The following is a 20,174-nucleotide window of genomic DNA, read 5'->3' on the forward strand; positions in this document are numbered from 1 at the left end:
CTTGCTCATGTCGCCAAGACGAAGATGGGACCTTGCTTGAGCTTATTATATTTATATTGTAATTTAAAAAGGTATCTCAATTGAGATACCTTTTTTATACTAGTTTATCTAATATACTTTTTATATCAGTCTTTAAAGTTGCTAATTTGTTACTAGAAGAATCTTCTGCATTATCAGATACAGCCAAGTAGAATTTTAACTTTGGCTCTGTCCCTGAAGGTCTTATAGCTACCCAAGAATCATCTTGAAGTATATATTTTATTACATCAGATTTTGGAAGGTTATCTATTCCACGGCTATAATCTTTAAATTCCTTTACATTTATTCCACCTATATTTTCTAGCTTGTTTTCTCTAAAGGACTTCATTATCTCCTTTATTTTCTCCATTCCTTCTATACCTTTTAATGTTACAGATATCATATCTTCTTTGTAGTATCCGAACTTACCATATAATTCTATAAGTCCTTCATATAAACTCATTCCTTTAGAATTATAGAAAGCTGCCATTTCCGATATAAGCATAGATGCTACAACCCCATCTTTATCTCTAGCGTGTGTACCTACTAGGTATCCATAACTTTCTTCATATCCCATTATAAAGGAATATTCATTTGTTACTTCAAATTCCTTTATTTTATCTCCTATAAACTTAAAGCCTGTTAGTACATTTAAACAATCTACTCCATAATGCTTTGCTATTTTATAACCTAATTCAGATGTAACTATGGTTTTTATTATAGTTCCGTTTTTAGGAATTTCATTTTTCATAGATAAGCTTTCTAGTATATAATTAGCTAATAATGCACCTATTTGATTTCCTGTTAATAATACGTATTCTCCAGTATTACTTTTAACTGCTAACCCAACTCTATCACAATCTGGATCTGTCGCTATAACTATATCTGCATTTTCAATTTTAGCTAATTCTATCCCTTTATTTAAAGCTGTCTTTTCTTCTGGGTTTGGATATTCAATTCCTGCAAAATTCGGATCTGGATTTGCTTGTTCTTTTACCACTATAACATTTTCAAATCCTGTTTCTTTTAATACTCTTCTTATGGGTATATTGCCCGTTCCACTTAATGGAGTATATACAATTTTAAACTCTTTTCCTACTTTATCTATTATATCTCTTCTCAATAATTGTCTCTTAACTTCCTCTATAAATGCTGTATCTATTTCTTTATCTAAAACTTGTATTAGTTCCTTTTGTATACCTTCTTTTTCATCTAAAGTTGGTATTATACTATAATCAGTTATACTGTTAACTTCTTGTATTATATCTTTAGCTATATGTGGCATAACTTGAGCTCCATCTTCCCAATATACCTTATAACCATTGTACTCAGGTGGATTATGACTTGCCGTTATGACTACCCCTGCTATTGTATTTAAATGTCTTATTGCAAAAGATAATTCTGGAGTTGTTCTTAAATCATCAAATATGTATGCTTTTATTCCACAAGCCGCTAGAGTTCTTGCAGTCTCTAAGCAAAATTCCCTTGATTTATGTCTATTATCGTATGCTATTACTACTCCTCTTTTTTTTCCTTCTTCTCCAACATTTTTTATTATATAATTAGAAAGTCCAAAGCTCGCTCTTCTAACAGTATATTTATTTATTCTATTGCTCCCAGCACCTATTATTCCTCTTAATCCTGCTGTTCCAAATTCTAAATCCTTATAAAATCTTTCTTTTATTTCTTTTTCATCTTCTTTTATATCTATAAGTTCTTTCTTTGTATTTTCATCAAAATAATCATTTTCTAGCCATATATTATAGTTTTCAATATGTTTCATATCTCTACCTCCGACACTAGTTATATTAACTCTATTATTTTAAATGATTTTCCTTTTATTAGCAACTCACTACAAATTTCTTCTTTATTAGAAAACAAGTCCTTTGTAATATTAATGTTACTAATAAAATTCAAATTTAAAATATAGTCATGTTCACTTCTGTTAAATACGACTAGTATACTATTTTCATTAGTATATCTTATATAAGAAAATACATTTGCGTCTGTTTTTAAAAACTTAGTTTTTCCTTCTACCAAAACATTGTTTTCTTTTCTTAAAGATATTAGTTTTTTGTAAAAATTTAATAAATCATGATCTTCTTTTCCCCAAGGATAAGTTCTTCTATTATCTGGATCTTTTTCTCCACGAATTCCCGTTTCATCTCCATAATATATATATGGAACTCCTTCAAATGTCATCTGTAGTGCTACAGCCATTTTTAATAAATTTCTATCTTCACTTAACTCGCTATTTAATCTCCTAACATCGTGACTTCCAAGTATATTTAAATTTGATTTAAATTTTTCCTCAGGGTAATTTTCCATTATTGTCATAAACTCATTATATAAATAATTAGAATCATGCTCCCCCTTTAAAAATTTTAAGACTAAATTTCTAAAGGGATATCCAGTTACACTGTCTAATTGATTTCCTAAAAGATAATTTCTTCTTGTTTCATAACTTATCTTGTTAGAAGCATCTTCCCAAACCTCTCCAAATAAAATGGAATCTTCATCTATTTTTTTTATCTCTTTTCTAAACTCTTCTATGAACTTAGAAGGCAATTCATCTGCTACGTCAAATCTCCATCCTTTTATTTTGAGTTTCATCCACTTTTTTAACACGCTATCGTTATCGTATATTATATAATCCATATATGATGGGTTCAATTCATCTACATTAGGCAGTGCTTTTATACCCCACCAACAGTCATACTCATCTGGATAATCCTTAAAATTATACCAATCATAATACTCCGATTCCTTTGATTCATATGCTCCACTAGCGTCATAATTTCTATATTTGTTAAAGTATATGCTATCAGCTCCAGTGTGGCTAAATACTCCATCTAGTACTACTGATATACCCCTTGATTCACATTCTTGAATGAATTTTTTAAAAATCCTTTCATTTCCGAACATAGGGTCTATTTGTTTATAATCTCCAGTATCATACTTGTGGTTGCTTGTGGCTTTGAATATAGGACTTAAATATATTATTGTAATACCTAAATCTTTTAGATAGTCTAACTTTTCAGTTATTCCCTTTATATTTCCTCCATAAAAGTCCCACCTAATTATATCCCCTTTGTTATCTTTTATATACATAGGTATATCTTCCCAATTTGCATATATAAAACTATTTGACTTAGGGTTATCTACCTTTCCACTTTTATTTCCATTATTAAATCTATCTACAAATATATGGTAGAGTATGCCTTCCTTAAACCAATTAGGTACTTTCTCATTTTTATAAATTGTCAACTGATATAAATTCAAATCATTTAAGGATTGGTATTGACGGATATGCCCTTCAATACCATCTTTTCCATAGTAATGGATTTCTTCATTTTGATCTATTACTTCAAAATAATAAAAATATAAGCTTTCTTTATGATTTACTTTGAAGTTTAATTTAAAATAATCGCCATCTTTTCCCATGGGAAGTTTTGTAGTTTCTTTTACATTTTCTATATTTTTATTTATAATATTTTGATTATCTTCAATTAATACTAAAGTTATAGATTTAATATTAATATAATGATTTACTTTTACTTTTATATCTATATTTTCATTAATTTTTATAGCCCCGAATGGAAATTTAAAATCTTCACTCCATGAGTCGTATTTTATTAAGTTATTCATTTGTTCCCCCTCTTTTGAACACATCTTATGTGGTTATTCCAACACTACTTGTGTTCTTATACCATATGTCCTCTGCATATTCTTGTATAGTCCTGTCAGTGGAAAATATACCCGATCCGGCTATATTAACAAGTGCCATCTGATTCCATTTATACTTGTCTTGATATATTTCACCAATCTTTTTTTGTGCTAATCTATAGTTATCAAAATCTCTTAAAACAAAAAACTCATCGTTATAAGTTATAAGTGAATCATATATTTCTTTGCCCTCTATTCCTATTGAAGGTATAAATCCATTTACAAGATCATCTATGGCTTTCTTTACATTATTATCTGAAATATAGACATCCGTCGATGAATAACCTCCATGTGTATAATAATCTAATACCTGTTCTGATGATAATCCAAATGTAACTATATTTTCATTTCCTACTTGATCATATATTTCTATATTTGCTCCATCCATAGTAGCTAATGTGATTGCCCCATTCATCATAAATTTCATATTACTAGTCCCTGATGCCTCTTTAGTTGTAGTAGATATCTGTTGACTCACATTTGCAGCTGGTATTATCTTTTCTGCTAGTGAAACACCATAATTTTCTATAAATATTATTTTTATTTTTTCCCTAGCTATAGGATCATTATTTATTTTCTCTGCTAACGAATTTATGAACTTTATTACACTTTTTGCAAAGTGGTATCCTGGCGCTGCCTTAGCTCCAAATATAAATGTTCTAGGTTGTATTTGCATTCTTGGATTTTCAAGTATTTGATGATATAGATGTAGTATATGAAGTGAATTTAGAAGCTGTCTTTTATATCCATGAAGTCTCTTTACTTGAACATCGAATATTGAGTTTTCATCTATAACTATATTATTTTTCTTATATATTAATTTTGTAAGATCCATTTTATTTTGTTGCTTTATCTTTTCAATTTCTTGTAGTACAATTTTATCATTTTCATACTTTCTTAAATTCTGCAATTCCATTGTATTAGTTTTCCATGATTCTCCGATTAATTCTGTAATTAAATTAGATAGCCTTGGATTAGAAAGAATTAACCATCTTCTATGAGCTATTCCATTAGTTTTGTTGTTGAATTTATCTGGTGTATGATAATAGAAGTTGCTAAGTACTTGTTTTTTTAGCAATTCTGTGTGTAATTTGGCAACTCCATTTACACTGTAGCTACCTAGTATTGATAAATTAGCCATATTTATATAGTCGTTGGATATTATAGCCATATTGTTTATTTTTTCTTGTTGGTTATAATATTTTCCTAACAACTCCATACAATGCCTTCTGTTTATTTCTTCTATTATCATATAAATTCTAGGTAAAATACTTTTAAACATACCCACAGGCCATTTTTCCATAGCCTCAGCCATTATTGTATGATTTGTATAAGATATAGTATTTTTAGTTATATCCCATGCTTCATCCCATCCAAAGCCTTCTTCATCCATTAAAATTCTCATAAGTTCTGGTACACATAGGGATGGATGAGTATCATTTATATGTATCCCTATCTTTTGTGAAAATTCTTTAAATGAAAGTTTCGAAACTTTAAACCTTCTTACTATACTTTGAACTCCAGCTGAAACTAAGAAGTATTCTTGTTTTAATCTAAGTAATCTTCCTTCATGGTTAGAATCATCCGGATATAGAACTTGAGATATAGCTTCTATATCGTATTTATGTTGTAGTGCTTTTTGATAAGAACCCGACATTTTTCTAGCATCTTTTAGAGATATATCATAATCTTCTCTAGGTATTTCTGCACTCCAAAGCCTTAGTGTATTTATTGTTTCGTTTTCATAACCTATTATAGGTATATCATAAGGTATAGCCATTACCGGAATATAATTTTTATGGATAACCTTTAATCTGTTATCTTCATTTATTAATTCTATATCTCCTCCAAATTTTACTATTAAGGATTTATTTGGTCTTCTTACTTCCCATGGATAATATCCTTCTTTTAACCAATATTCGGGCATTTCTATTTGATATCCATTTACAAATTTTTGTTCAAATAAACCATATTTATATCTTATCCCACATCCATGTCCCTTAATTCCTAAGGAAGCCATAGAATCTAAAAAACAAGCTGCTAATCTCCCTAATCCCCCATTCCCAAGGGCAGGGTCTACTTCCGAGTCTTTAATTTCTTCAAAGTTTAATCCAAGTTCTTCTATACCTTGTTTTACTATATTTTTAATTCCTAAATTTAAGAGATTAGAACTAAGTTGCCTCCCTAATAAAAACTCTATACAAAAATAATACACTTGCTTTCCTGTATCCTTATTTATATTTGCTTCAGCCCAATTCTTTGATATATAATCCTTTATTACACACGATAACGCTGTAAAAAGTTGTTCATTTGTAGCACCTTCAATTGACTGAGCGTATAGGCTATACATTTTACTCTTAAAATCATTTTTAAATTCCTCTTTATCTAAGTTAATCAAGCAATCCCCCCCTTTCTATATAACTATACAATATTTACTTTGATGATATATTTTCATAAAGGTCTATATACTCTCTTGCAGATCTTTCCCAACTATTGTCTGTATTCATTGCATTATTTACTACATCGTTCCATTTTTCCTTGTTGTCGTATATTTCTATACCTCTTTGTATAGCATCAAACATCTCATGAGCGTTATAATTTTCGAAACTAAATCCATTCCCTTCACCGGTATACTGATTGTAGGAATCTACAGTATCCTTTAGCCCTCCAGTTTCTCTTACTATAGGCAAAGTTCCATATCTCATAGCTAGCATTTGGCCTATTCCACAAGGTTCAAATAAAGACGGCATTAAGAACATATCTGAACCTGCATAAATTTTTTGAGCTAAAGCACTATCAAACATTATTCTTGAAGCCACTTTATCAGGATAATTCCATGAATGATAATTGAACATAGATTCGTATCTTTCATCTCCTGTTCCTAAAACTACAAGCTGTAGTTTTTTCGCTATTATCTCTGGCATCATATATGATATTAGGTCCATCCCCTTCTGAGATACTAATCTAGATACAACACCTATTACAGGAATATCCTCATCTACCTCAAGAGCCATTATTTTTTGTAATTCAATTTTATTTTTTGATTTATTTTTTATAGTATCAAAATCATAATTTACATATAGATTTTCATCTGTAACAGGATTGTATATATCATAATCTATTCCATTTAATATACCTTTTAATTTATATGCGTAGTCTTTTAAAAGACCATGTAGTCCCTCTCCATAATATTCAGTCTGTATTTCTTCTACATATGTAGGGCTTACTGTTGTAATTGCATCTGAAAATACAATTCCAGACTTCATAAAATTTACCCCACCATAAAACTCTAAGTGCCCTTCATCTAAATACCAATCTGGTAATGATAATACATCGCTAAGCACTCTTCTTGGAAATACCCCTTGATATTGTAAATTATGTATTGTAAATATAGTCTTTATATTTTCAAACCCTATTCTATATCTATAATGTTCATTTAATAGAGCAGGTATTATACCTGTATGCCAATCATTACAATGAATTACATCAGGATAAAAATCTATTCTAGATATAGTTTCTAGAGCTGCATTACAGAAAAATGTAAATCTTTCTGCATCATCTCCATATCCATACAGATATGTGTACGGACCTTCTCTTTTAAAATAGTATTCATTATCTATAAAGTAAAATATTATTCCATCATGCTCTAATTTATATAATCCGCAATATTGGTTTCTCCAGCCTACATTTACATTAAATATAGCTACTTCTTCCATTTTTTCTTTTAAATAATTTGGTATATTTCCATACTTAGGCATTATTACCCTTGCATCAACACCTTCTTTTTTTAAAGCTTTTGGCAAAGCATACGCTACATCCCCTAGTCCACCTGTTTTTGCAAATGGCCAACATTCTGCCGTTACAAAAAATACTTTCACAAATATAACCCCCTTAAATTCTAGCGTTCTTATCAACTATAATAGGCATCTTCTTATCCCCTTTTAGTTCTTTACCCTTTGAGATTACTACATTCTTATCAAAAACTACATTGTCTAGTTTAACATCTCTTTTTATTATACAATTTTGCATTATTATAGAATTTTCAATTACAGCACCTTTTTCTACATTGACCCTTCTAAATAATATACTATTTTTTACAGTCCCTTCTATTACACACCCATTAGATATAAATGAATTTTCAACTTCTGAATTTGATGCGTAAAATGTAGGTGGCTCATCTTTTATCTTTGTTAATATTTTTCTATATGAGTAAAATAATTCCTCAGAAACATTAGTTTTTAGAAAATCATTATTAGCTTCGAAATAAGACTGTATAGAGTTTATACATTTTAAATATCCTCTGAAGTTGTATCCTTCTAAATTAAATCTATTTATATTACCCTCTATGAAACTATCTATAGTACTATATTCACCTGTTGATATTGACTCATATATAAGATTTAAAAATAGGTCTTTAGACATAACATACATTTCCATAGATATATTGCAATCTTTCCTTGCTCCAGTATTATTTCCTATACTTACAACCTTTCCTTTCTCATCTATATTCAACGTACTACATTTTAGAAAGTCATCCTGTGCATTGTATACTTCCTTATATACTACTGTTATGTCACAATTAGATTTTTTATGTTGATCCAATATATCCTTATAATTTATATTGCATACCATATAGCTTGGAGATATTAAAACATACTTTTGTCTGCTTTTTTCTATATAATCTATATTTGAAAATATATTATATATATCTCCACTTTTTATGGCATAGGAATTATTTTTTGACTTGTTTTCTGGACTAAATATAAAAAGTCCATCTATCTTTCTATTTAAATCCCAGTGCTTTCCATTATCTAAGTGATCTATTAATGATCTGTGCCTATCATCTGCGAATATTCCTATATTTTGTATCTCTGAATTTACCATATTTGATAATGCAAAATCTATAACACGGTATCTTCCACCTATAGGTATAGATGCTACAGGTCTGTTATGAGTTAGTTTACTTATAGAACTACCTCTTTTATTTAAATTTATTATCCCCATACACTCTTTGTTCATTTTTTATCCCCCTTAAGCCAACTCAGTATCCATAGATATTTCCTGTTTTTCTGCTATAACAGTTATGTCCCCATTTCCGCTATCTATATTACAATTATCTTTTATTATGGCCCCTTCTCCTATCATAGCCTTATTTATAATAACGTTTTTGCCTATTTTTACATTTGGCATTATTACTGAATCTTTTATTATGCTTCCTTCTTCTATACGTACTCCATATGATATTACTGAGTTTTCTATATCTCCTAATACAACAGATCCATCAGTTAAAATAGATTTATTTACTTTAGAGTTTTTACCTATATATTGGGGTGGCATAGCTAAATGATCAGTGTATATTTTCCAATTAGAATCATACAAGTTAAAATTATTTTCTGTGTTTATTAAATCCATATTTGCTTGCCATAAGCTATCTATAGTACCAACATCTCTCCAATATCCTTCAAAAGGATAAGCTACCATATTTATCTCATCTTGTAACATCTTTGGAATTATATCCTTACCAAAATCATCATAATTTGTTTCTTTACTTTCACCTTCTAATAAATATTGTTTTAATAGTTGCCAATCAAATATATATATTCCCATAGAAGCTAAATTGCTTTTTGGATTTTCTGGCTTTTCATCAAATTCATAGATTTTTCCATCAGATTCAGTATTCATTATCCCAAACCTAGATGCTTCTTCCCAGTCAACTTCTATTACTGCGATTGTAGCCTTTGCCTCTTTTTCCTTATGATATTCTAGCATTTTGCTATAATCCATTTTATATATATGATCCCCTGATAAAACTAAAAGATATTCCGGCTTATATCTATCAATAAAATGCATATTCTCATATATAGCGTGTGATGTTCCTCTATACCAGCTTCCTTCTTTTTCTTTTGTATATGGCGACAATATAGATACCCCTCCATTTTGTCTATCTAAATCCCATGGACTTCCTATTCCGATATGGGAATTTAATATTAATGGTCTATATTGAGTTAAAACCCCTACAGTATCTACTCCTGAATTTGAACAGTTGCTTAATACGAAATCTATAATTCTATATTTTCCTCCAAAAGGAACTGCTGGTTTTGCCAAATTTTTCGTAAAACTTCCTAACCTTGATCCTTGACCCCCAGCCAATATCATAGCCATCATTTCCTTTTTTATCATAACCTAAAACTCCCCCTCTACCTCATCTTTCATAGTATCTTCATCTACTATCTTTATTCCCTTTATAAAAGTAGCCCCTAATGGAGGTACTTTTATTGTTATTGAGTAGTCCTTATTATGCCATTTTTGTTTTTGTGAATATAACTTAGAATCACCCATAGTTTGTCCTGATCCCCAATATTTTTCGTCGTCACTATTAAATACTTCTTGATATACTCCCTCATAAGGAACCCCTATTCTATAATCGTAATAAACTACAGGAGTAAAGTTTATTACTGCAATTATAAAATCCTTTTTATCTTTTCCTATTCTCATAAGTGTAACTACACTTTGTTCATTATTATGAGGATCTATAAAATCAAATCCACTATTACTGTAATCTATTTCATATAAGGCTTTTTCATCTACATATAATTTATTTAAATCCTTAACATAATCTTGCATCTTTTTATTTTCTTCTTGTAATAGTAGTTCCCAGTCTAAGCTATATGAATATCTCCACTCTAAGTATTGTCCAAATTCACTTCCCATAAATAAAAGCTTCTTTCCAGGATGGACCATCATATATGAATATAGCAACCTAAGCCCTGCAAATTTTCTCCACTTATCTCCAGGCATTTTATCTATTAAAGATTTTTTGCCATGTACTACTTCATCATGAGAGAGTGGAAGTATGAAGTTTTCAGAAAAAGCATATGTAAATGAAAAAGTAATTAATTCATGATGATATTTTCTATATATAGGGTCCATTTCCATGTATTTTAATGTATCATTCATCCATCCCATATTCCACTTATAATTAAACCCCAATCCACCTTTATATGTAGGTCCTGTAACCATTGGCCAAGAAGTAGATTCCTCTGCTATAATAAGGGGATTTTTAATGTTTTTGAAAATAACTTCATTGAACTTTTTTAAAAATTCTACAGCCTCTAAGTTCTCTCTTCCTCCGTATATATTTGGTTTCCAATGTCCTATGTCATAATCTAAATAAAGCATACTTGCAACAGCATCTACTCTTATTCCATCTATATGAAATTTATCAAACCAAAATAAAGCATTTGATATTAAAAAATCTTGAACTTCTGGCTTTCCTAAATCGAAATGTGCTGTACCCCACCCAATATTTTCAGCTTTTGTAGGGTCACTATATTCGTATTGTGATGTTCCATCAAATTTATAAAGTCCATGTTCATCTTTACAAAAGTGACTATATGCAAAGTCCAAAATTACTCCTATATCATTCATATGGCACCTATCTATAAATTCCATAAAACCCTTAGGAGTTCCATATCTACTAGTTACACTATAATATCCTATAGTTTGATAACCCCACGACTCATCTAGTGGATGTTCAGTTATTGGTAGTATTTCTATATGTGTATAGCCCATATCTTTTACATAATCTATAATTTCATAAAGTTCTTCAAAATTTGAAAATTCTCCATCCCATCTTCTTTTCCATGACCCTAGATGAACTTCATATATGTTTATAGGTTTTTCATATATATTATCTTTTTCTCTATCTATCATCCACCTCGCATCATTCCACTTATAACCTTCAACTTCATATATTATGGAAGCATTATTAGGCCTTTTCTCACTAAAGAATCCATATGGGTCAGATTTCATCCTAGATATTCCATCTTTTCCTATAATTATATATTTATATGCAATACCTTCATTTATATTCTCAATAAATATATGCCAATTCCCGGAATTTATTCTTCTCATTGGATGGGATTTTTTATTCCAATTGTTAAAGTCTCCGACCAAATATACCCCTTTTGCATTAGGGGCCCAAACAGTAAAACTTACTCCTTTTTTATTTTCTAGCTCTACAAAATGTGCTCCCATAAAATCATACGATTTAAAACTATTTACTTTACTTATTTTCATAATCTATCCCCAATTAATAAAAGTATTTTAATATATAAAAGTATTATAATACATACCTCATGTCGAAAAAAAATATAACGCGCGCAAATAATTAATATGTTTTTGTTGAATTTTATATTATAAAAAAAATAGCAAAAAAAAGCACCCACATTTTATGGATGCTATTGCCCTAATTTTAAATTTGATATTGCATTTAAACTCATATCGTGAGTCTTACCTTTTATATAATTATAATACCCTGCACAGCCTATCATAGCCGCATTATCTGTGCATAAGTCTATAGGTGGGTATTTTATAGTTATATTTTTACTACTTCCCAATTCTTGTAACTTTTCTCTCAATCCTGTATTTGCTGCAACTCCTCCAGCTAAAACGACTTTATCATATCCTTTTTCTAATGCTGCTTTTATAGCTTTAGTAGCTAATACTTCAACAACAGCCTCTTGAAATGATGCAGCTACATCTTCTACTATTAGATCTTCATTTTTCATTTTTTTAGAATTTATATAATTTAGTACAGATGATTTTAATCCACTAAAACTAAAATCATATCCATTATCTATGTAAGCCCTTGGAAAACTTATTGCATTTTTATTTCCAACTTTAGAGAGCTTGTCTATTATAGGTCCTCCTGGATAACCTAAATTTAGAGCCCTAGCTATTTTGTCAAATGCTTCGCCTGATGCATCGTCTCTAGTTTTACCTAGTATATCATAACTACCGTAATCCTTAACCTCAACTAAATGAGTATGTCCTCCAGACACTATTAAACATATAAATGGCGGTTCTAGTTTTTTATCTTCTATATAATTTGCACTTATATGTCCCTCTATATGATTAACTCCAACTAAAGGTATCCCCAGAGTATAAGCTAAAGCTTTTGCAGTAGATAATCCAACAAGTAGTGCACCAACTAATCCCGGTCCATATGTTACTGCTATATTGTCTATGTCATTAAAACCTATATTAGCATTATCTAAAGATTCTTGTACTACCATATCTATATTTTCTATATGTTTTCTAGAAGCAACCTCAGGAACTACTCCTCCGAACTTTTTATGTAGTTCAATTTGAGTAGAAACTATATTTGACAATATTTCTCTACCATTTTTTAAAACTGCTGCTGAAGTTTCATCACAACTAGTTTCTATAGCTAAAGTTATTATATCTTTCATAAATACACCTCTTTTTTATAAATGCTTCCACATTATAAGAGCATCTTCTTTATTGTCACTGTAGTATTCTTTTCTAACACCAGCTAACTTAAAACCATATTTTTTATATAGGTTTTGAGCTACAATATTTGATACTCTAACTTCTAAAGTCATAGCCTTAATTTTATTATCATTACATTCATCTATAAGGTATTTTACTATTTTGTCACCTATTTTTTGACCCCTGTATTCTGGGCTTACAGCTACATTAGTTATATGTGCCTCATCTATTATAAACCAAGCTCCAACATAACCAACTACCTTGTCCTCTATCTGTGCAACCAAATACTTTGCTAATTTATTTTGTATCTCTTTCTTAAATGATTCTTTACTCCAAGGATCTGGAAAACAAGACTTCTCAACGTTATATACTCCATCTATGTCTTTAAGTTTCATATCTCTTATTATTAAGTTATTGTTCATTCTTCTGTATCCTCATCATTTTTTCATCATATTGAACTTCAGCTTGAGATTTTCTTATATACATTGGATTTATAGTATAGCAATTATGAACGTCTATATTTCTATTGTATTTATCAATAGCTAATTCACATAAGCTACTTGCTCTAGATATATTGTGAGATTTAGGTGATATATTTATATTTTTAATATTTTCAAGATTTTCTTTATATAAATTTATAGCTTCTCCTAATAAAATTACTTCTTCAGCTCCATTTTTTATATTTTCTACTAGTTCATCTATTGATACTACATTTATATCATCTATTGATATTAATTTATTGTCTTCCCATGTATACTTACTAGTATATACTTGATTTCTTTGGGCATCTATTATAGGAGATATAGTGAACTTAGATAAATTCATATTAAATGCCATGGATTCTAATGAGTTTACTCCAACAATAGGTATATCCCTAACATGTGCTATGGCCTTTGCTGTCGCCATCCCTATTCTAAGCCCTGTAAACGATCCTGGACCTATACATACACCTATTAAATCTATCTCATCTATTTTAACATCGCTTTCATTAAACATCTCTTCTATCATCGGCATAAGTTTTTGAGAATGAGTTTTCTTAGTATTTATAGTGTATTCTGCTATTAATTTTTCATTGTCCATTATAGCGATACTAGCAGTTTGTGAAGATGTATCTATGCCTAATACTTTCATTAAATCAACAACTCCTTAATAATTTCTTCGTATTTTTCTCCTTTTGGGTTTAATATCATTTCTCGCCCATTTTCTTTGTATTTAAGGTCTATATATAAATATTCATCAGGAAGTATATCCTCAATTAAATTTGCCCATTCTATTATACAAACTCCATCTGAGTTTATGTACTCATCAAATCCTATATCGTACATTTCATCACTACTTCCTATTCTATATACATCAAAGTGGTATAGAGGTACTCTACCTTCATATTCGTTTACTATTGTAAATGTAGGACTAGTTATATAATCATCGACTTCTAATCCTTTAGCTATACTCTGTGTCAAAGTAGTTTTTCCTGCTCCTAAATCTCCTATTAAGCATAAAATACTTTTTTTATCTAGTAATTTCCCTAATTTATATCCTATATCTTTTGTCTTTTCTTCATTTTCTAAATATATTTTCACCATTCAACCATCTCCATTATAAAGATTAACTATACTATTATATTATAACCAACTATTTTAATAAAGCTTTGCAAAATAAAAAAAGCGCTTTAAGCGCTTTTTTATCTTTTTTATCCTTTTTTCAATATAGGTTCTACTTTCTTATATATTAATACTATTATTATTGACATTAAAATTCCCTTTATTATATTAAAAGGTGATACCATCCATAGTATATAAGTAGGTAAATCTACAATCTTAGGATTTAATGCACTTCCCATACCTATTATAGCTTCCATTGGCATAAAGTTTGTATAGAATGGTATTAGTATATAGTAATTAGCTAATGCCCCTACTGCAGTCATAAATATAGTACCTAGTATAAGAGCTATTATAGACCCTTTTAACTCTTTTTTTCTTCTATATATAACTGATGTTACTAATACAAATGAACCACCAATTAAAAAGTTAGCTAGTTCTCCTACTCCACCTGTTTGAGTATTTGTTAAAGCTTGTAATATATTTTTTATAAGTTCAATTGTTATTCCAGCAACAGGTCCTAATGCCATACCGCCTAATATAGCAGGAACGTCTGATATATCTATCTTTAAAAAGTCTGGGAAAAGTGCTGGTATTGGGAATTGTAGAAACATAAGAACATAACATATCGATGATAGTATAGCTACTTTAACTAAAGTTGATGTTGAAAAATATCCAGTTTTATATTGTTTTGTTATTTCTTGCATTGTGAATACCTCCTAAATAAATTTTTGATTAGAAAATAAATAAGTCCGAAGATAAATCTTCAGACTTTTGTTCACAATGAATATAAATACATAATAAATATAATTATGCACTTAATCTTCTTTCATCCAGACTTTACTGTCGGCCTTGGAATTTAACCAAGTCAGCTACATAGTAGCTCGCGGGCTATACCGCCGGTCGGGAATTTCACCCCGCCCTGAAGATTTATCTTTTATTTAATTTTTTCTTGTTATAATTATATTTTATACTGAATAAAACTATTCGTCAATTATAATTTTTTATATACAACTTTTCCATCTATTAATGTATATTCTACATAACTTTGAACATCTAAAGGTTCATTATCCCATATAACTATATCCGCATCTTTTCCCACTTCTATAGACCCTACTCTATCTTCTATTCCCAAAACCTTTGCAGGATTTATAGTTATAGATTCTATAGCCTTTTCTTTTTTCATACCATGTTTTATAGCAATGGCAGCACATAGTGGCAAGTACTGAATAGGTATAACTGGGTGGTCTGTCATTAAACATACATCAAGTCCAGCATTAGATAGTATCCCGGCAGTATCAAAGGTTAAATTTCTTAGTTCTATCTTTGACCTTTCAGATAAACTTGGCCCTACTATAACAGGATATCCTTCTTCAACTAGTTCATCTACTATAAGGTGTCCTTCAGTACAATGGTCTAATGATAATCTTATATTAAATTCCTTTGCTATTCTTATAGCTGTAAACATATCGTCTGCTCTATGGGCATGTACTTTAAAAGGTATTTCTCTTCTAAGCACAGGCAATAGCGATTCCATCTTTATATCGTATTCTGGCTTTTCATTGTCTTCATCTTCTTCTTGAGCAACAATATCTTCTAAGTACTCTTCTGCCTTTTTAAGTGTTTCTCTTAAAAGTGCAGCTATAGCCATTCTAGTTTGAGGCATTTTGTCATCTTTTCCATATACATTCTTTGGATTTTCACCAAAAGCTATTTTAGAAGCAACAGGGTTTTTTATAATCATTTTATCTATTCTCTTACCATGAGTTTTTATAGCTATACATTGCCCTCCCATGACATTTGCACTTCCGGGAGTAGTACATGCAGATGTTATTCCTCCAGATACAGCTTCTGCAAAAGTTCTATCCATAGGATTTACTCCATCTATGGGATTTAAATGTGGAGTTATTGGATCTGTTTCTTCGTTTCCATCTGCCCCTTCAAAGCCCATACCATCTTCCCATAAACCTAAGTGTGTATGAGCATCTATAAATCCAGGATATATATACTTTCCTGTAGCATCTATAACTTCAACATCTAGTGGGACTACTATATCCTTTCCAATTTCAACTATCTTTCCATTTTCTATAAGAATATCTCCCTCTATAACTCCATTAGTCACAGTATTAATAATACCATTTTTTATGAATAACATTATACTTCCTCCTGATTTAACTATACATACTCCTTATTATAACATAAATACATTCTTTATTATTTTATATAGACTTCATAGATAAAGATACACGTTGTTTACTTAAATCTACAGATATTACTTTAATATCTACAGTATCTCCTATAGATACTATATCCATAGGATTTTTTACAAACTTATCACTCATCTCTGATTTATGAACTAATCCATCATTTTTAATTCCTATATCTATAAAAGCGCCGAAATCTACAACATTTCTAACTGTTCCTTTAAGTATCATGCCTGGTTTTATATCCTCTATTTTTAATACATCACTTCTAAATATAGGCTTCATACCTTCTTCTCTAGGGTCTCTACCTGGTTTTTTAATCTCATTTATGATATCTTTTAATGTAGGTGTCCCTACATTAAGTTCTTTGCTTAAATTTTCTATACCTACCTTATTAATTTGAGCGTCTATATCTTCTATATTTTTATTTGATATATCATCTAATTTATATCCTAGTTTTTCTATTAGTTTTTTGCATATATCATAACTTTCTGGATGTACTCCTGTATTATCTAGTGGATTTTTAGCATCTGATATTCTCATAAACCCTGCACACTGTAAAAATGCTGAAGGCCCCAACCTTTTAACCTTTTTCAATTGAATCCTTGAAGTAAACTCTCCATTTTCTTCTCTATAACTTACTATGTTTTTAGCTATAGACTTAGTTATACCTGCAACATATTGAAGTAAAGAATAAGATGCAGTGTTTAAGTCTACACCTACACTATTTACAGCATCTTCTACTACTCCCGATAAAACTTCCTCTAATCTTTTTTGATTTAAATCATGTTGGTATTGTCCTACACCTATACTCTTAGGGTCTATTTTTACAAGCTCTGCCAATGGATCTTGTATCCTTCTACCTATAGATATAGCACCTCTTAAAGACACATTTATATCTGGATGTTCTTCACTCGCAAGCTCAGATGCAGAATAAACTGAGGCACCAGCTTCACTTACGATTATATATCTTACTTCACTATCTATTTCCTTTAGTATATCTGCAACAAATATTTCTGATTCCCTTGACGCAGTACCGTTTCCGATAGCTATTATATCTACTTTATAATTTCTTATAATATTAGTAAGTTCTTTTTTTGATTTTTCTACTTCATTTTCAGACATCGTAGGATATATAGTTGTAGTATGTAGCAATTTTCCATTTTCATCTACTATAGCTATTTTACATCCAGTCCTAAAAGCTGGGTCAAATCCCATTACAACCTTACTTTTTATAGGTGGCTGTAATAATAAATTTTTGACGTTTTTACCAAATACGCTTATTGCTCTTTCTTGAGCTATATCTGTTAAATAAGTTCTTATCTCTCTTTCTATAGATGGATATATTAGCCTTTTATAAGAATCTTCTATAGAATTTTCTATATAGTGACTACATTTTTTATTTATATCTTTTATATACCTTTTCTTTATATTATCTATTATCTTTTCACTATTAATTTCTACTTTAACTTTTATGTATTCTTCTTTTTCTCCTCTATTTATGGCCAGTATTCTATGTGGTGCTATAGTTTTTATATTTTCACTATAATTATAATACATATCGTATACTGACTTTTCATCCTTGGAGTTTTTTGTATTAATTAATCCTTCGCTTAAAGCTAGATTTCTTATATACTTTCTAACATATGAATCCTCAGCTATTATTTCAGCTATTATATCAGATGAACCTTTTATAGCATCTTCAAAAGTATTTACTTCTTTCTCTGGGTTTATATATTTATTTGCTTCAGTATTTATATCTATATCTTTGTTTAATATATCTAAAGCTAAAGGCTCTAATCCCTTTTCTTTTGCAATAGTCGCTCTAGTTCTTTTTTTAGGTTTAAATGGTGCATATATATCTTCTATTTCTTGAAGTGTAGTTGCTTTTTCCACATTATTTGTTATGTCTTCACTTAATTTTCCTTGTTCTTTTATTAATCTAATTATATCTTCTTTTCTATTTTTAAGATTTCTTAAATATACAAGTCTATCATAAAATTGTCTTAAAACTACATCACTAAGTTCACCTGTTACTTCTTTTCTGTATCTAGCTATAAAAGGTATTGTATTTCCTTCATCTATGAGTTTTATAGTGTTTTCTACTTGAAAATCTTTTAAGCTGAATTCATTTTTTAACATATAATTTATATTCATAATTTCCTCCTACTACAAATTCAAAAATGGGACCTAAGAATAATCTCTTAAGCCCCATCTAAGCTATTTTTTACTCATCTTTAAATACTCATTTATAAACAAATCTATATTTCCATCCATAACAGATTGAACATTGCCTATTTCAGCATTAGTTCTATGATCTTTTACTAATGTGTATGGTTGAAAAACATAAGACCTTATTTGACTTCCCCATGCTATTTGAGAATACTGACCTTGTAAGTCTTCTATTTTTTCTTTTTGTTCTATTTCTTTAATTTCTATAAGTTTCGCCATAAGCATCTTCATTGCTCTATCTTTGTTAATGTGTTGTGATCTTTCACTTTGGCATTGAACAACTACTCCAGTAGGTATATGTGTTATTCTAACTGCAGACTCAGTTTTGTTTACATGCTGCCCGCCTGCACCAGAAGCCTTATATGTATCTATTTTCAAATCGTTAGGGTTTATATCTATTTTTATACTATCATCTAATTCTGGAATAATATCCACTGATGCAAAAGATGTATGTCTTTTTCCAGATGAATCAAAAGGAGATATTCTAACTAGCCTATGAACTCCTTTTTCACTTTTTAAATATCCATATGAATTTAATCCTTCTACTAGTATTGTTACACTTTTTATCCCTGCTTCAGGGTCTGCAATTATATCTAGTGTATTAACCTTATATCCTTTTGATTGTGCCCACCTATCATACATTCTCAGAAGCATCTTTGCCCAATCTTGAGCATCAAGTCCACCTGTTCCTGCATGTATAGATATTATAGCATTATTTCTATCGTACTCTCCATTTAAAAGAGTCTTTATTTTAATAGAATCTATTTTGCACTCTAATTGCTCTATAGATTCTATTATTTCCTTTTCTAAAGATAGGTCGTTTTCTTCTTCTGCAAGTTCCATAAGAATAATTATATCATCTAGTGAACTTTGCAAATCATTAAATTCATCTAAAGAATCTTTTAAAGACTTATTTTCTTGAAGTATTCTCTGTGCCTTTTCATTATCATTCCAAAAGTTCTGGTCGCTCATCTCATTTTCATAGGCTTCTATTTTTTCATTAATAGTTCCTATGTCAAAGAGAAGCCCTCAATTCTTTTATATAGTCTTTCATAGTATCTATCTTCTGTCTATATTCTTGTATATTAAGCATATAATACCT

Annotated in this window: 15 protein-coding genes and 1 riboswitch; all 15 genes read right to left on the reverse strand. The window is 29.7% G+C overall.

What is annotated here, in order from left to right:
• Positions 1–94: 94 nt before the first annotated feature.
• Positions 95–1,801, reverse strand: a complete 1,707-nt coding sequence (locus tag ACUSRV_RS13520; RefSeq protein ID WP_490142502.1) for a phospho-sugar mutase — start codon at positions 1,799–1,801, stop codon at positions 95–97.
• Between the two features lie 20 nt (positions 1,802–1,821).
• A complete protein-coding gene (locus tag ACUSRV_RS13525; protein ID WP_490142503.1) occupies positions 1,822–3,666 on the reverse strand; it encodes an alpha-amylase family glycosyl hydrolase in 1,845 nt (614 codons plus the stop codon).
• 25 nt (positions 3,667–3,691) lie between these two features.
• Entirely contained in the window at positions 3,692–6,142 is a 2,451-nt protein-coding gene (locus tag ACUSRV_RS13530; RefSeq protein WP_490142504.1) for a glycogen/starch/alpha-glucan phosphorylase, read from the reverse strand.
• A gap of 34 nt (positions 6,143–6,176) precedes the next feature.
• Positions 6,177–7,622: a glycogen synthase GlgA gene (gene glgA / locus ACUSRV_RS13535; protein WP_490142505.1), complete on the reverse strand. Its 1,446-nt coding sequence runs from the start codon at positions 7,620–7,622 to the stop codon at positions 6,177–6,179.
• 13 nt (positions 7,623–7,635) lie between these two features.
• Positions 7,636–8,763 (reverse strand): glucose-1-phosphate adenylyltransferase subunit GlgD, encoded by a 1,128-nt coding sequence (gene glgD / locus ACUSRV_RS13540; protein ID WP_490142506.1) that lies wholly within the window; start codon positions 8,761–8,763, stop codon positions 7,636–7,638.
• A 12-nt stretch (positions 8,764–8,775) separates the two neighbouring features.
• A complete protein-coding gene (locus ACUSRV_RS13545; RefSeq protein ID WP_490142541.1) occupies positions 8,776–9,921 on the reverse strand; it encodes a glucose-1-phosphate adenylyltransferase in 1,146 nt (381 codons plus the stop codon).
• Positions 9,922–9,927: 6 nt separating this feature from the next.
• Positions 9,928–11,823 (reverse strand): 1,4-alpha-glucan branching protein GlgB, encoded by a 1,896-nt coding sequence (gene glgB / locus ACUSRV_RS13550; RefSeq protein WP_490142507.1) that lies wholly within the window; start codon positions 11,821–11,823, stop codon positions 9,928–9,930.
• Between the two features lie 161 nt (positions 11,824–11,984).
• Positions 11,985–12,998 carry a tRNA (adenosine(37)-N6)-threonylcarbamoyltransferase complex transferase subunit TsaD gene (gene tsaD, locus ACUSRV_RS13555; RefSeq protein ID WP_490142508.1) on the reverse strand — a complete coding sequence of 338 codons (1,014 nt, stop codon included), beginning with the start codon at positions 12,996–12,998 and terminating at the stop codon, positions 11,985–11,987.
• 15 nt (positions 12,999–13,013) lie between these two features.
• Positions 13,014–13,460: a ribosomal protein S18-alanine N-acetyltransferase gene (gene rimI, locus ACUSRV_RS13560; protein WP_490142509.1), complete on the reverse strand. Its 447-nt coding sequence runs from the start codon at positions 13,458–13,460 to the stop codon at positions 13,014–13,016.
• A complete protein-coding gene (tsaB, locus tag ACUSRV_RS13565; RefSeq protein ID WP_490142510.1) occupies positions 13,450–14,169 on the reverse strand; it encodes a tRNA (adenosine(37)-N6)-threonylcarbamoyltransferase complex dimerization subunit type 1 TsaB in 720 nt (239 codons plus the stop codon). Before tsaB ends, rimI begins: the two co-directional genes overlap by 11 nt.
• Positions 14,169–14,621, reverse strand: a complete 453-nt coding sequence (gene tsaE, locus ACUSRV_RS13570; RefSeq protein ID WP_490142511.1) for a tRNA (adenosine(37)-N6)-threonylcarbamoyltransferase complex ATPase subunit type 1 TsaE — start codon at positions 14,619–14,621, stop codon at positions 14,169–14,171. Before tsaE ends, tsaB begins: the two co-directional genes overlap by 1 nt.
• Positions 14,622–14,728: 107 nt before the next feature.
• On the reverse strand, positions 14,729–15,343 hold the full coding sequence (locus ACUSRV_RS13575) for an ECF transporter S component (protein ID WP_490142512.1): 615 nt from the start codon (positions 15,341–15,343) through the stop codon (positions 14,729–14,731).
• A 110-nt stretch (positions 15,344–15,453) separates the two neighbouring features.
• A riboswitch (FMN riboswitch) is annotated at positions 15,454–15,570 on the reverse strand.
• A gap of 60 nt (positions 15,571–15,630) precedes the next feature.
• Positions 15,631–16,791 (reverse strand): amidohydrolase, encoded by a 1,161-nt coding sequence (locus tag ACUSRV_RS13580; RefSeq protein ID WP_490142513.1) that lies wholly within the window; start codon positions 16,789–16,791, stop codon positions 15,631–15,633.
• A gap of 64 nt (positions 16,792–16,855) precedes the next feature.
• Positions 16,856–18,997: a Tex family protein gene (locus tag ACUSRV_RS13585; protein ID WP_490142514.1), complete on the reverse strand. Its 2,142-nt coding sequence runs from the start codon at positions 18,995–18,997 to the stop codon at positions 16,856–16,858.
• Positions 18,998–19,060: 63 nt separating this feature from the next.
• A protein-coding gene (prfB, locus tag ACUSRV_RS13590) for a peptide chain release factor 2 (protein WP_490142515.1) occupies positions 19,061–20,165 on the reverse strand; the annotation gives its coding sequence in 2 pieces (ribosomal slippage) (positions 19,061–20,089 and positions 20,091–20,165; 1,104 coding nt in all).
• Positions 20,166–20,174: the final 9 nt, after the last annotated feature.

It is taken from the genome of Sporacetigenium sp. TC11 (assembly GCF_058146105.1).

Bases quoted from the DNA above. Each gene is read 5' to 3' on its own strand.
- ACUSRV_RS13585 (WP_490142514.1), bottom strand. From the start codon at position 18,997: ATGAATATAAATTATATGTTAAAAAATGAATTCAGCTTAAAAGATTTT.
- ACUSRV_RS13520 (WP_490142502.1), bottom strand. From the start codon at position 1,801: ATGAAACATATTGAAAACTATAATATATGGCTAGAAAATGATTATTTT.
- ACUSRV_RS13575 (WP_490142512.1), bottom strand. From the start codon at position 15,343: ATGCAAGAAATAACAAAACAATATAAAACTGGATATTTTTCAACATCA.
- tsaB (WP_490142510.1), bottom strand. From the start codon at position 14,169: ATGAAAGTATTAGGCATAGATACATCTTCACAAACTGCTAGTATCGCT.
- rimI (WP_490142509.1), bottom strand. From the start codon at position 13,460: ATGAACAATAACTTAATAATAAGAGATATGAAACTTAAAGACATAGAT.
- tsaE (WP_490142511.1), bottom strand. From the start codon at position 14,621: ATGGTGAAAATATATTTAGAAAATGAAGAAAAGACAAAAGATATAGGA.
- glgB (WP_490142507.1), bottom strand. From the start codon at position 11,823: ATGAAAATAAGTAAAGTAAATAGTTTTAAATCGTATGATTTTATGGGA.
- ACUSRV_RS13580 (WP_490142513.1), bottom strand. From the start codon at position 16,791: ATGTTATTCATAAAAAATGGTATTATTAATACTGTGACTAATGGAGTT.
- glgD (WP_490142506.1), bottom strand. From the start codon at position 8,763: ATGAACAAAGAGTGTATGGGGATAATAAATTTAAATAAAAGAGGTAGT.
- ACUSRV_RS13525 (WP_490142503.1), bottom strand. From the start codon at position 3,666: ATGAATAACTTAATAAAATACGACTCATGGAGTGAAGATTTTAAATTT.
- tsaD (WP_490142508.1), bottom strand. From the start codon at position 12,998: ATGAAAGATATAATAACTTTAGCTATAGAAACTAGTTGTGATGAAACT.